This is a genomic window from Pelagicoccus enzymogenes, from assembly GCF_014803405.1.
GTDB lineage: Bacteria > Verrucomicrobiota > Verrucomicrobiia > Opitutales > Opitutaceae > Pelagicoccus > Pelagicoccus enzymogenes.
On the sequence record NZ_JACYFG010000051.1, the window covers coordinates 283,052 to 296,905 of the forward strand.

General features: G+C 56.0%; 11 protein-coding genes and 1 other RNA gene. 8 read left to right on the forward strand and 4 right to left on the reverse strand.

The window, feature by feature from the left end; translation table 11 throughout:
• Positions 1-18 precede the first annotated feature (18 nt).
• Positions 19-1,074, forward strand: coding sequence for a hypothetical protein (locus tag IEN85_RS19980; RefSeq protein WP_191618873.1), 1,056 nt, complete (start codon positions 19-21; stop codon positions 1,072-1,074).
• Between the two features lie 149 nt (positions 1,075-1,223).
• Here the strand turns inward: IEN85_RS19980 and IEN85_RS19985 are convergent, their stop codons facing one another.
• The 4 genes from IEN85_RS19985 to gyrB all read right to left on the reverse strand — a co-directional run bounded on the left by IEN85_RS19985 (position 1,224) and on the right by gyrB (position 9,030).
• Positions 1,224-2,168, reverse strand: a complete 945-nt coding sequence (locus IEN85_RS19985; RefSeq protein WP_191618874.1) for an outer membrane beta-barrel protein — start codon at positions 2,166-2,168, stop codon at positions 1,224-1,226.
• 453 nt (positions 2,169-2,621) lie between these two features.
• On the reverse strand, positions 2,622-3,599 hold the full coding sequence (locus IEN85_RS19990; protein WP_191618875.1) for a porin: 978 nt from the start codon (positions 3,597-3,599) through the stop codon (positions 2,622-2,624).
• Positions 3,600-3,933: 334 nt separating this feature from the next.
• Positions 3,934-6,444, reverse strand: a complete 2,511-nt coding sequence (gene gyrA / locus IEN85_RS19995) for a DNA gyrase subunit A (RefSeq protein ID WP_191618876.1) — start codon at positions 6,442-6,444, stop codon at positions 3,934-3,936.
• Positions 6,445-6,510: 66 nt separating this feature from the next.
• A complete protein-coding gene (gene gyrB, locus IEN85_RS20000) occupies positions 6,511-9,030 on the reverse strand; it encodes a DNA topoisomerase (ATP-hydrolyzing) subunit B (protein WP_191618877.1) in 2,520 nt (839 codons plus the stop codon).
• 231 nt (positions 9,031-9,261) lie between these two features.
• Here gyrB and IEN85_RS20005 point away from each other — a divergent pair, with 231 nt between their 5' ends.
• The 7 genes from IEN85_RS20005 to rpsT all read left to right on the forward strand — a co-directional run bounded on the left by IEN85_RS20005 (position 9,262) and on the right by rpsT (position 13,828).
• The gene (locus IEN85_RS20005) at positions 9,262-9,675 is read left to right on the forward strand and encodes an RrF2 family transcriptional regulator (RefSeq protein ID WP_191618878.1); all 414 of its coding nucleotides are present in this window, start codon (positions 9,262-9,264) and stop codon (positions 9,673-9,675) included.
• A gap of 97 nt (positions 9,676-9,772) precedes the next feature.
• Positions 9,773-10,480 (forward strand): zinc ribbon domain-containing protein, encoded by a 708-nt coding sequence (locus tag IEN85_RS20010; protein ID WP_191618879.1) that lies wholly within the window; start codon positions 9,773-9,775, stop codon positions 10,478-10,480.
• Positions 10,481-10,878, forward strand: an RNA gene (rnpB, locus tag IEN85_RS20015) — RNase P RNA component class A.
• A gap of 179 nt (positions 10,879-11,057) precedes the next feature.
• Complete coding sequence (locus tag IEN85_RS20020; protein WP_191618880.1) at positions 11,058-11,522, forward strand: type IV pilus modification PilV family protein; 465 nt, start codon at positions 11,058-11,060, stop codon at positions 11,520-11,522.
• On the forward strand, positions 11,497-12,096 hold the full coding sequence (locus tag IEN85_RS20025) for a prepilin-type N-terminal cleavage/methylation domain-containing protein (RefSeq protein WP_191618881.1): 600 nt from the start codon (positions 11,497-11,499) through the stop codon (positions 12,094-12,096). The genes IEN85_RS20020 and IEN85_RS20025 overlap by 26 nt, the downstream gene beginning before the upstream one ends.
• A gap of 2 nt (positions 12,097-12,098) precedes the next feature.
• Positions 12,099-13,487 (forward strand): pilus assembly PilX N-terminal domain-containing protein, encoded by a 1,389-nt coding sequence (locus tag IEN85_RS20030; RefSeq protein WP_191618882.1) that lies wholly within the window; start codon positions 12,099-12,101, stop codon positions 13,485-13,487.
• Between the two features lie 80 nt (positions 13,488-13,567).
• A complete protein-coding gene (gene rpsT / locus IEN85_RS20035) occupies positions 13,568-13,828 on the forward strand; it encodes a 30S ribosomal protein S20 (RefSeq protein ID WP_191618883.1) in 261 nt (86 codons plus the stop codon).
• Positions 13,829-13,854: the final 26 nt, after the last annotated feature.

The window sequence follows — 13,854 nt, forward strand, 5'->3', positions numbered from 1 at the left end:
AAAAAAGCCGCGATATGTATGCTTTCCTCTGTAATCGCCTGCGTCTCCCAGGTCCGTTCCCAGTCAGTGAGCGAGTCCGGTGAGATGGACGATGATCCACCCTCTTGGAAAGACGTGGTTAGGACCTATGAGCCTTTGTATGTTGGATACACCTTTGACGAGGACGACCAGGCGTTCTTGGACTTCTCTCTCTCCGTCATCACTCCAGCTTCCATCGTGTTTCCGTGGGAGTCGTGGAATCCTAGCAACAAGTTCCCCGTTGAAGGGCAGGATTATGACAAACCCGACCTGTTCCCGTATCAGCCGAGACTCTATCTAGCGTTTAGCGGGAGGGCGGGGCAGTACATTGGAACGCGTGAATCTTCGCCTGTTGTGGGAAAGCGCTTCAATCCTCTGCTGAGCGCTCGCTGGTGGCAGAAGCGGGGCGATTTGACTTCTACGGAGGACGCTGGCTACGGCTTGCATGACTATTTTGAGTTGTCTTACGGGCACGAGTCCAATGGTCAGCGCATCGGCGACCTCGTTGACCCGCAGACTCCGGAGGAAGCTGCCATGGGGCGGGAGCGTTTTGAGGCTTTGCAGCAGGAGTATCTGCTGGTTGACGGAGATGCCAGCATTGCTCGAGATGAGCTCAGCCGAGGATGGGATTATTTGGGAGCCCGTTGGGCGAGTAGTTGGAAGGTTGATACGGGACGCTTCTTTCTCCTGCTCGACGGCCGCTACTACTTGAAAGACGGGCTGCTGCAGGACGGTACGGAAGAATACAACCTGTGGGAAAACGATAGCGATTGGTTGGCTCGGTACGATGGGGAGATTCGGCGTAACAAGGTGGACGGCCTGAGGGCTAGCATTCGTTACCAGTCGAAGAGCTTGGATTGGTTTTTCGATGCCAACGAGATCATGCTCGAATTGAGGACGGGTTACAACGATCCCTTCGAGCGGGTCACAGCGCGGATTGAACTTGGTTTTAAATATACCTCCTTGTGGTATCGTTACGGATACAACAGCGATCTCGTCGATTACTATCGCAAGGACAGCTCTTGGGGAGTGGCGATTAAGATACGCTCCTTTTGAGGGCGTCAGGCTGGAGTTGCTCTTGGCCGGCAATCAGAGTCCTTTTTGCTGAGGGGCCAAGCTGTCATTTATGTTGGGTGGCGGGACAATAAAAAAGCCCCCACCGCGAGGTGGAGGCTTCTTTGAAAAAGCTTTGCTAGTTGCGAGGACTAGAAAGTGAAGAGCGCTTCGAGCGCGAACTCGGTAGCGTCGCCACTCCAGTAGTCGACTTGGCTCACTTCAGAGACGATAGCGAGGTTATCGTTAACGGCGTGGATGTAAGCGGCGGTGTACTTCTTGAAGTCTTGGTTATCCAAGCTAGTGCCTTCGCGAACGTCGTTTGCGCTGGCGCGAGCGGTGAAGGTACCCTTGTCGCCAACTGCAACCGAGTACATCAGGAGCCACTGGTCGATTTCTGTCCAACCGTCGGAGTAGTCGTTGTACTCGAACGCGAAAGTGGAGGAACCAACTTCGTAGGAGCTCCAGAAGTTGATGAGCTCGCGGTCTTCCATGCCAGCGTTGGCGGAGTCAATCGCGTAGCCGAGGAAGAAAGTCCAACCATCGGCAGGAGTGAGAACGAGCTTGGTCTCGATGCCCATGTCGAAGTCGTCGGCGTCGTTGTTGATGGAACCGTCGTCGTCGTAGACAGAGTCGACGAGGGCGAGTCCGAGGGATCCCCAGTCGTCGCTGAAGTCGATGGTCACACCGTTGTGGTAACCTGGGATGGTTGTGCCGTAGGCGTAGGAGTACTGGTAGAGGCCAGTTGGCTCCGCCGTTTCCCAGCCCATATAGCTGAGGAACTTACCAGCGGTGATGGATGTGCCTTCGCCGAGGTCGTAGGTGATGAAGGCTTGCTCGAGGTCGATCTCGTTGGCGTCGCCGCGCTGGTAGTCGAGGTCGACTTGTCCTGTGATCTCGTCGAAGGAGAAGAGGAAGTCGAGTTCCATCTGGTCAAGGTCGAACGATGTGGAATCACCGTCGTCCGTGTCAGCGTGGAAGAGCGACATGTCTAGGAAACCTGTCACGGACAGGTTGTCGTTGATTTCGATCTGGCCGTAAAGGGCAGAGCTAGATAGCAGCGCGCCGGCCGCAGTTACACTTAGTAGTTTGTTCATTGATCTGAGTTTTTTAGGTAGTGACGCTTGTAGCTGGGCTACTCGCGAAGAGGTCGTAGAATTAACAGTTTGTAAGTGCTCGTTTCCGAACGAGTCGCCGTTCAAGCAAATTGATTGCCAACCCAAGGGTTTGATAAAATTTCTCCTAAAAATTTTAGATATGAAAATTTCTGCTCAAATTCATGCAGAGCATAAAGGATATTTTTCACATTCTGGCGATAGAGAGCAGGAATTAGAAAGCCTAATGAAAGCAATCAAATGAAGTTATGTATTCCCCTGGTATCTTTTTGCATGTCAGCGAGTTGAGTTATCTGCCCTTGGCTGGATGCTTTGCTTTCTCTCGTTTGCGTCGGGATGCGAATCGCTAGCGAGGCAGGGGGCTTTTCCGGCAAGCAAAAGGCCTCCACCGACAGCGGTGAAGGCCAATTTTGAAACTCGTGCTAGTTGCGAGGACTAGAAGGTGAAGAGAGCTTCGAGAGCGAACTCAGTGGAGTCGCCTCTCCAAGTGCCCATATCGACTTGGCTCACTTCGGAGACGATGGCGAGGTTGTCGTTAACCGCGTGGATGTAGGCTGCGGTGTACTTGGTGTCCTCGTCTTCGCGTTGGCCGGAACCGACCATTGCGGAAGCGGCGAGGCTGGTGTAGTCGCGCTTGTCATTGCTGATACGAGCGGTGAAGGTACCCTTGTCGCCAACTGCAACGGAGTACATCAGGAGCCACTGGTCGATATCGCGGTAACCGTCGGAGTAGTTGTTGTATTCAGCTGCGAAGGTGGAAGCTCCAACTTCGTAGGATCCCCAGAAGTTGATGAGCTCGCGGTCCTCAACGCCAGCGTTTGCGGAGTCGATGCCGTAGCCGAGGAAGAAGGTCCAGCCGTCCGCGGGAGTGAGAACGAGCTTGGTCTCGATGCCCATGTCGAAGTCGTCGTCGTCGTTGTTGATGGAACCGTCGTCGTCGTAGACGGAGTCTACGAGAGCGAGTCCGAGGGATCCCCAGTCATCGCTGAAATCGATGCTAACGCCATTGTGGTAACCTGGGATAGTTGTGCCGTAGGCGTAGGAGTACTGGTAGAGGCCAGTTGGCTCCGCCGTTTCCCAGCCCATATAGCTGAGGAACTTGCCAGCGGTGATGGATGTGCCTTCGCCGAGGTCGTAGGTGATGAAGGCTTGCTCGAGGTCGATCTCGTTGGCGTCGCCGCGCTGGTAGTCGAGGTCGACTTGTCCTGTGATCTCGTCGAAGGAGAAGAGGAAGTCGAGTTCCATCTGGTCAAGGTCGAACGATGTGGAATCGCCGTCATTGTTGTCAGCGTGGAAGAGCGACATGTCTAGGAAGCCTGTCACCGACAGGTTGTCGTTGATTTCGATTTGGCCGTAGAGAGCGGAGCTGGAGAGCAGTGCGCCGGCCGCAGTTACACTTAGTAGTTTGTTCATTGATCTGAGTTTTTTAGGTAGTGACGCTCGCAGCTAGGCTACTCGCGAGGAGATTGGGTGAAGGTAGGTGCTTGTGACCGTATGTCGGGCTGTTCGGTATCAGCAAATTAATTGCCAATAAGGGTGTTTGATAAAAAAATCAGAAAGATAAGGAGGTCATGAAAATTTCTGCTCAATTTCATGCAGAAGATAAAGGGTATTTGTCATACAACTTGCCTCTGGGACGCGGAAGTTAGGTACAAAGCACTAGATGATCAAGCATTAACGCTTGATCATCTAAGGGGTTCGGGACGGTGCCCCTAACTTACAGTTGAGTAAGCTTATCGGGGATCGATTATTCTTCGCTTGCGGCAGTGTCCCCGGTCGCTTCAGGGGTGGTTTCGCCCTCTGTCGTCGCGTTTGGGTCGGCTGCCTCCTCGGCGTTTTCCTCTTCGTCTTCGACGATTCGAGCAATTCCGAGCAGCTTGTCACCTTCGTTGAGGTTGATGCAACGTACGCCCTTGGTGATGCGGCCAATCAGGTTGATGTCGGCAACGCGAGTGCGGACAGCTTGCCCGTTTTTGGTAAGCATCATGATCTCGTCGTTTTCGCGGACGGCGAGGGCTCCAGCGACACCGGAAGTCTTGGCGGCGATCACGCCGCTGCCGCCGCGTTTCTGGAGCGGGAACTCGTCGAACACGGTGCGCTTGCCTTGGCCGTTGATGCCGCAGATGAGCAGGGCGGATTCGTTGTCGACCACTTCCATCGCTTGAGCGTAGTCCTTGTCGGACAGCTTTACGCCGCGAACGCCGCGGGTGGCGCGGCCTTGCTCGCGCAGGTCCGACTCGTGGAAGCGGATGGACTTTCCGAGGTGGGTGACGATGACGAGCTCGCTGTCGCGATTGGTCAGCTTAACTGTGATGAGGGAATCGCCCTCGTCGATGTTGATGCCGATGATGCCGCCCTTGCGGAAGTTCTTGTAGGCCGCTAGATTGGTTTTCTTAACCGTGCCGTGCTTGGTGCACATGACCAAGTTAAAGTCCTCTGAGATCTCCTTCACGCAGATCATGGCGGCGATCTGCTCGTCCTTCTGCAACTGTAGCACGTTGTTGATGCTGCGGCCCTTGGAGGTGCGGGAGCCTTCGGGGAGCTCGTATACTTTTTCCACATACACGCGGCCGTTGTTCATGAAGAACATGATGGTGTCGTGCGTGTTAGCGGTGAAGATATGCTCGATGAAGTCTTCGTCGTAGGTGTTGCCGCCTTGTACGCCCTTGCCGCCACGTTTCTGGGTGCGGAACTCGGAGTCGGAGACGCGCTTGATGAAGCCCTTGTGGGAGATGGTGATGAAGCACCCTTCCTTGGGCGTCATGTCCGCCTTGGAGATGTCACCTTCGTAGGGGACGATTTCGCACTTGCGAGGGCTGGTGTACTTCTCCTTCAGCTCGAGCAGCTCATCCTTGATGATGGAGAGGAGCTTGTATTCATTTTCCAATATGGAACGGAGCTCTTCGATGAGCTTGAGGAGTTCGGCGTACTCTTCCTCGATCTTGTCTCGTTCCATGCCGGTGAGCTGGTAGAGGCGCAGGTCGAGGATGGCCGTTACCTGGCGGTCGGAGAGCGGGTACTTTTCTTGGAGGCGAGTCTTGGCTTCGTCGCGGTTGGCGGACGAACGGATGATCTTGATGAAATCGTCCAGGTTATCGAGGGCGATCTTGTAGCCTTCGAGGATGTGGGCGCGGTCTTCGGCCTTCTTGAGACGGAAGGCGGTGCGGCGATAGATGACGTCGCGGCGATGATCGATGTAGCAGTTGATCATCTCCTTCATGTTCATCTGCTTGGGCCGCTTGTTGTCGAGGGCCAGCATGTTGACGCCGAAGGAAGACTCGAGGGCGGTCTTCTTGTACAGCTTGGAGATGATGACCTCGGGGAATTCGCCACGCTTGAGCTCGATGACGATGCGGGTGTTTTCGTCGGACTCGTCGCGCAGGTCGGAGATGCCTTCGATTTCCTTGGTGGATACGAGTTCGGCGATCTTGGTGACGAGGGAGGCTCGGTTTACGTTGTAGGGGATCGTCGAGATGATGATTCGCTCGCGATCACCACTATCCATTGGCTCGGATGTAACCGCTCCGCGCATACGCACGATACCGCGGCCGGTGTGCATGTATTCGTCGATGCCCTTGCGTCCAATAATGCGGCCGCCGGTCGGGAAGTCGGGGCCTTGGATGAGCTCGCCGAGTTCGCCAATGGTGATGTTCGGGTTGTCGATCTGGGCGCAGATGCCGTCGATGAGCTCGTCGAGGTTATGCGGCGGAATGTTGGTCGCCATGCCGACCGCGATACCGGTGGAACCGTTCATGAGAAGGTTCGGTAGTCCTGCGGGCAATACAGAGGGTTCAGTGGTGGACTCCTTGTAGTTGGGCACGAAGTCGACGGTGTCTTCGTCGATGTTGCGGAGGAGGTCCTCGGCGATCGCGGTGAGGCGAGCTTCGGTGTAACGGTAAGCCGCTGGGGAGTCGCCGTCGACAGACCCGAAGTTGCCTTGCGGATCGATGAGCGGGTAGCGCATGACCCAATTTTGAGCCATGCGGACGAGGGTGTCGTACACGGAGGAGTCGCCGTGCGGGTGGTAGTTCTTCAGAACTTCACCGACTACACCGGCGCACTTGTCGAAGGCACGATTGTGGAGCAAGCCTTCGCGAAGCATAGCGTAGAGGATGCGGCGCTGTACGGGCTTGAGGCCGTCCCGGGCATCGGGGAGAGCGCGGCTGACGATGACCGACATCGAGTAGTCGATGTAGGCGGTCTGCATGATGTCCGTGATGCTAGTGGATGAGATTCTTTCGTTGGAAATGTTTTCCATGGAGAGTGATTATAAAGTGGATACGGTTTTGGGTTAATCGCGGCGCAAGGCCGCATCCCACAAGGTTTACACGTCGAGGTAGGAGACGTTGAGGGCGTTGTCTTCGATGAACAGGCGGCGTGGGGCGACTTCTTCTCCCATGAGGATGGTGAAGAGCTCGTCGGCCTTGGCGGCGTCGTTGATGTTAACCTTCAGTAGTCTACGCTTGGATACGTCCATGGTGGTTTCGTAGAGCTGCTTGGGGTTCATTTCACCGAGACCCTTGTATCGTTGGATGCTGAGGCCTTTGCGTCCGGACTTCCGTATTTCGTCGAGGATGGCCATGTTGGAGAAGATCTCGATGGTGTTCTCGCTCTTTGAGCCGACGTTTTCCGTGAAGGTGTAGACAGGCTCTTCCGAAGTGACGAATTGGTCGAGGTTCAGGCCGATGTTCTCGATTTCGTGCAGGAGCTTGGACATCTCGTTGGATTCGAAGATTTCGAAGATGGAGATGCGCTTGGAGATGCCTGCTGCCTCGTCGAAGATCGTAGCGGTTGCGTTTTCTTCGTTGAGGCTCTCGGCACCCATGCCTTGGTTCTGCACGAAGGCGGCCCGGTCGGACTCCTCGCGAAGGAAGTGGTAGGTTTCCTCGTTTCCTTCGCGAACGCGGGCAAGGTAGCGGGGAAGGCTGTGGTCTTCTTTCGAATACTTCTCCAAATATTCTGCAAGTGATCCTCCGTGGCGTGTAATGGATCCGCCGATACGTTCGAGCTGGGCGAAGATTTCCACGATCTTGTCGAGTTGCTCGCCTTCGAACTTGTGACCGTCGTCGAGGCGCGTGAGTACGGCTTCATCTCCGCCGAGCTCGAGCAGGATGCGGTTGAGCTGCTCGTCGTTGTCGACGTATTGCTCGCGGCGCTTGCGCTTGATCTTGTAGAGCGGAGGTTGGGCCATGTAGACGTAGCCGCGCTCGATGAGCCCCTTCATGTGGCGATAGAGGAAGGTCAAGAGGAGGGTCGAGATGTGGGAGCCGTCGACGTCCGCGTCGGTCATGATGATGATCTTGTGGTAGCGGGCTTTTTCGATGTTGAAGCCGCCGCCGTCTTCCGACTCGCCAATTCCCGTGCCGATGGCGGTGATCATGGTACGGATTTCGTTGTTGGAGAGTACCTTGTCGATGCGGGCTTTCTCGGAGTTGATCAACTTGCCGCGCAGAGGCAGGATGGCTTGGGTGCGACGGTCGCGGCCTTGCTTGGCGGAACCGCCCGCGGAGTCGCCCTCCACAATGTAGAGCTCGGATTCTTCCGGCTTGCGGGAAGAGCAGTCGGCCAGCTTGCCGGGCAGGCCGCCGCCGGAGAGGGCGGACTTACGAACCGTTTCGCGAGCCTTGCGAGCGGCCTCGCGAGCGCGGGCCGCGTTGAGGCACTTGTCGATCAGGCGCTTGGCGAGCTTGGGGTCGGTCTCGAAATGGTACTTGAGGCGTTCGCCCACGATCTTTTGCACGATGCCGTCGACCTCGCCGTTGGAGAGCTTGGTCTTGGTCTGGCCTTCGAAGCGCGGCTCGGGGACCTTGACGGAGATGACGGCTACGAGGCCTTCGCGAGCGTCGTCGCCGGTGATGGCGGGGTCCTTGTCCTTGAGCAGGTTGTTGGCGCGGGCGAATTGGTTGACCACGCGGGTGAGGGCGGTGCGGAAGCCGGTGAGGTGGGTGCCACCCTCGATATTGAAGATGGAGTTTGCGTAGGCGAAGATCTGGTCGTTGTAGGAGTCGTTGTACTGCAGGGCGACGTCGACCTGGATGGCGGGTGAGTCTTCCTTTTCCTTCACGGCGTCGCCGAAGGAGATGGGCTCTTCGTGCAGCACAGTCTTGGAGCGGTTGAGGAAGCGGATGTACTCGGCGATACCGTCCTTGAAGAGGAAGTTTTCCTCCTTGTTGGAACGCTCGTCGATGAGGGTGATGGAGATTCCGGGGTTGAGGAACGCCAGCTCGCGCAGGCGCTTGCCGAGGATCTCGTACTGGAAGGTTAGGGTAGTTTGGAAGATCTCTGGGTCTGGCTTGAAGGAGATCTTGGTGCCGGTCTTTTGGGTGTCGCCGATGATGGTCAGCTCCTTGGTGGTCTTGCCTTGGCTGAACTGCATCTGGTGGATCTTGCCCTCGCGGCGGACCTCGGCTTCGAACCATTCGGAAACGGCGTTCACGCACTTGGCTCCGACGCCATGGAGACCGCCGGAAACTTGGTAGGCGCCTTTGCCGAACTTTCCGCCAGCGTGGAGGTTCGTGAGTACCAGCTCGAGGGCGGGAATGTTGTAGGTCGGGTGGATGTCGACTGGGATGCCGCGCCCGTCGTCCTCGATGGAGCAGGAGCCGTCGAGGTGGATGGAAACCTTAATGGACTTACAGTAGCCGGCGAGGGCTTCATCGATGGAATTGTCAACGACTTCGAACACGCAGTGGTGGAGGCCGCGCTCGTTGGTGTCTCCGATGTACATGTCGGGGCGCTTGCGCACGCCCTCGAGGCCTTCGAGCTTCTGGATGTTGGAAGCGTTGTAGTCTGAATCCCCGTCGTAGTTGACGGGTTCGTTTTCAGATTCGTTTTGGGAATCCATAAAGGTGGAACAGGGTTTTCTGTAAGGCTGTTTGCGCCCCCGTCCGGGAGGCACGTTCGATCTGTGAAAACAGCAAATGAAAACGCCCGCGCGTGCGCGTGCAAGGCCTTTGTCGGATTTCCTGCGAATGAGGCGTTCTAGGGGGCTTACAAGGGCCGTTCTTGGTCCAAGGTAGGGAGGTGTATTGACTTTCTGGCGCAAACGGATGTCGAATGCCTGCGATTTTTGCCTATGAAGTTATCCGTAAAGCTCGACTACGCGTGCCGCGCCTTAGCCCGAATGGCTGTCCGTCTACCGTCTGGCGAACTCTCGCGCATCGAGGAGTTGGCCGAGCTGGAGGCTATTCCGGCCAACTACTTGGTGCAGATTTTAGGCGAGCTGCGGAACGGGGGCTTGATCGAGAGCCGTCGCGGCAAGCAGGGCGGCTACTTGCTGGCACGTCAGCCGGAGGACATTTCGCTGCGGGAGGTTATTTCTTTGGTGCAGGGCGATGTCTTCGGTTCGGTTGCGAATGCGGCGGGAGCTTCGGGCGAAGCGGTCGCGAACACGTGGAAAACGTTGCAGGATTGTTTCGAGTCCAAGGCGGCGGAGCTTACGGTGAAGGACCTGATGCCGGCCTCGCCTGAGGAGATGTATTATATATAAGGGGATTCGGCGAGACTGCCGCTGGCGCAAGAATCGCGTGGCGCGTGGAATCTGGGTTTGACGCTGGGCCTGTGGAGAAGCTGAATGCAGTTCCCTTATGGTTTCCGATGCCCTGACCAAGATGCTGATCCTGCAGGATCGCGACATGAAATTGCAGCAAGTCGAGGATGCGTTGCAAACGATCCCGCAGGAGCGGAAGGCGGCGGAGGCGAAGATCGCCTCGATCAACGCTGGTATCGAGGCGGCCCGGCAGCGTATCAAGGAGTTGGAGACGAAGGGAAAAACCATCGAGACGGAGATGGCCTCCATCGAAGCGCAAATCGTCAAGTACAAGAACCAGCAGTTGCAGGTTAAGAAAAACGAGGAGTACCAGGCCCTGATCCACGAGATCGACAACGCTGGGCAAAAGATTTCGGACTTGGAGTCCGACGAGTTGGAAGTCCTCTACGAATTGGACGAGGAGCGAAAGCGGTTCGCTGAGTCGGAGGCTAAGTCCAAGGAGGAAATCGCCTTGGAGGAAAAAACGATCGCTCGGCTCAACGAGCGAGAGGAAGAGGTGAAGGGCGAGCTGGACGCGGCTCGCGAGGCGAAGGAGAAGGCGGACGCTGCTTTGGACAATCCGAGCCGCTCCAAGTACACGCAAGTGGCTCGCGGCTTGAAGTTTCCGGTGATCGTCGAGCTCTCCGGCAGTTCCTGCAAAGGCTGTCACATGAAGGTTTCCAACGCGATTTTGTCGGAGGTAAAGGCAGCCAAGGAAATTACGACTTGCGACAACTGCGGTCGCATCCTCTATTACGCGGACTAGTTTCGGAGCCGCGCGTTCGCTCCGTTGTTCTTTTTGAGAATCTCCGGGGAGGAAAGTCCGGACGCCGTAGGGCAGGATTCCTCGCGAAAGCGGGGGAGGGCCGCTTCAAGGCGGTTCGACGGCCAGTGCCACAGAGAATATACCGCCTCGGCTTCGGTTGGGGTAAGGGTGAAAAGGTGGGGTAAGAGCCCACCGCGGTTCGAGCAATCGGACCGGCAGGGTAAACCCATTCCGGCGCAAGGTTAAATAGGGGACCTGGGCTGCTCGTCCATCAAGGGTTCCGGGTAAACCGCGCTACTTCGCAAGAAGGGGCTCCCGCTTCGGCGGGATGCAGATAAATGAACGCGACCTTGGTTTCGGCCAAGGTACAGGATCCGGCTTACAGGCTCCGAAACTAGTTGCTTCAAAGGAGTTTTTCCTAATGGGAGCTTAGGTTTCATCACTCATTAGGGTTGCGGGGCACGGCCATGTTTCGGCGCTGGGGGTGAGGTCTGTTCTCACATTGATGAAAGTCGAGAAAGGCCTGCCGTTGTGGAGGGTGGCCTGCGCGCATCCGCCGGGCGTACCACAACTCCGCATGAAACCTTCCCATCCAAACCGAATCGGCAGAAAGAAACCGTCAAAGCAGTCTGGCTTCACCTTGGTCGAGGCGATGGTGGCGATGGTGATCGCCTCCGTCGCGCTGGTCGGTGTTTTCGGTGGGCTAGGGCGTAGTTTCGAGTTGATCGAAGAGTCTCGAGACAGCACCCGCGTAGCCCAGATCATCCAGAGCGAGCTGGAAGACTTGAGGACCTTGAGCTGGTCGGAGGTTGCGGCGCTGCCGGAGAATTCGGGCTGGTTCACGCCGAGCTCAAGCTTCGCTTCCGAGTTTGGAACGCGCTACAGCTGCTACCGACAAATTTTCGCCAGAGGCACGGGCGATCAGTTTGTGATGAGGGTTTGGGTCAAGTGGACCAACAGCGATGGGCACACCAAGCTCGATAACTTTATGACCCTCTACACGAAAGGAGGATTCAATGACTATTACTACCGATCTTTCTAGGAAGGCCAAGAGTCTGCGTGCCCGTTCGGGCTTTACGCTCGTCGAGGTGATGGTGGGCCTCGTCCTCGGAGGCCTTGTACTGGCTGCGAGCACTGGAAGCCTGCTTTTTATTTCCCGAGGAGCTGCGGGCTTGGGGAACTACCATGACATGAACATGCGCAGTCGTTTCATGTTGGACAAGTTTGCGTCAGACGCCCGCATGACTGTGGATGTCAATTCTGCCAGCTCGACCGCTGTTTCGTTGGATGTCTACAACAGTACTGGAGGACTGGATACGATTGTTTACAGCTATGACCCCGATGCTCTGCTGTTTTCGAGAATCGTATACCCTGACCAGGACATGGCAGCAGGCGTATCGGACGTTATTTTGGAGAATGTGGAAGCTCTGACTTTTACCTATTTCAACATGATATACGACAGCTCGACCGGAGAGCTGGAGGAGACTACGAACCTCCTAGAAATCAAGGAGATCCAATTGGAAGCTTTGATGGAGATGAGTGCTTTGAATACGCTCAATACCAACCAAATCATTTCGGCGAGATACATGATGCGTAACAAGAAAGTGAGCACTTGATTATGAGGCAGAAAACCACTTCCAAAAGAGGGTCCGCTATGATCGGGGCCCTCATAATCGCCATATTGGCGGGAGCAATCGGCGCTTCGATCTTGGACTCTGCGTTTACGGAGATGAAGATGTCTCGCCGTCACATGGAGCAGCAGCATGCGGTGACGCTGGCGGAAGCCGGTCTGGAGGAGGGGGTTCGAGCCATGATCGCTGGCGATTGGACTGGATGGACATCGTATGGGACATATGGATACTACAAAAATATTACTTCGGTGAGCAATGTCGTCCTCAGCGGCATATCTGGAAATTTCAGCCTCGGCCTCGGAGGTCGTGGGCGAACGGGAGAAATCAAGGTCTACGTGCATGCGGACCCTTCGGATCCGGTGATTGCGGCGGAAGCGAGCATCTTCAATCGAGGAGCGGGAAGCACTATCAGCCGCCAGATTCGAGTCGATATGGAATCGGGCTCGCTTTTCGAGAATGGGGTCGTTTCCCGCGAGAGCACGACTTTCAAGGGGGGGAACGTTTTGGTTGATAGCTACGATTCCCGTCTGGGGGGCTACACCGAATCCTCCTATGTGAACCGCTTTGCGAACGGAACCGTGGCAACCCTAGCCGTGCTAAACGATTTGCTAGATATCGGAAACGGTGCAGTGCGCGGCTATATCGCGACCGCTGGCGGAACGGTCGATATCGGTTCCCAGGGGACGATTCATGATTACCTAGGAGGTCCGTATCCGGCCAAGTACAAGGACATGTCGCGCGTGACGAACGACTTTTATGCCGACCTGCCGGACATTTCAGCTCCTAGCTCCACGGGTTACACGAATTTGGGGAGCATAACGGGGACGACGACGATTGGAGGCGCGGGAACTCAAGGCTACATTATCGACAATATCACTCTTAGCGGGGGCGCGACTCTAACCATTGCAGGCGATGTTAAGCTCATTGTCACCGGGGATGTCGCGGTCACGGGCACGGGCAAGATAGACATCGACAATACGGCCTCGATGGAGATGTACGTGGACGGGAACGTGAAGATCGCCGGCAACGGTATGGCGAACGGCACTGGAAAAGCTGAAAACGCTTTGATCTTCGGCATGGACTCGACCGACGGGAATAAGTCCATAACCCTCGGCGGAAACGCGGTGCTGCACGCGGCGGTCTATGCTCCGGCCTACGATTTTACGGTGAACGGAGGAGGTGCGGATGGCCATATCCATGGAGCGATCGTAGGGTACCGCATTACGATGAATGGCGGCGCCCAGTTCCATTACGACGAAGCTCTTTCCGATCTCAAGATGGGCGATAACTTCACGATCGAGTCGTGGAGAGAGCTGAAGGGGGTCGGCGAGCTGTTGCCTTTCCACACGCCTGCGGACCTTCCGAGCCATTTTTAGGGGACCAATCCATTTATCTTCTTATCTCGCAGCCTAAAGCCTTGACAATGGCTTTGTCGGCGGGAATATCCGCTCCCCTTATGGCAAATACCAAGTCAGCAATTAAGAACAACCGCAAGACGATCGCTCGCACACTGCACAATCGTTCTCGCAAGACTCGTATCAAGACGCTGGCCAAGAAGGTAGCAGCTCTCGCTGCCGACGGTTCTGACAAAGAAGCGCTCAAGGCCGCCGCGATCGATTACGTTTCCGCAATGGACAAGGCTGCGAAAACCAACCTCGTACACAACAACAAGGCAAGCCGCGCGAAGGCTTCCGTTGCGAAGTACATCGCCGGTTAATCCATTTTTTCCTCCTCCCATCATGA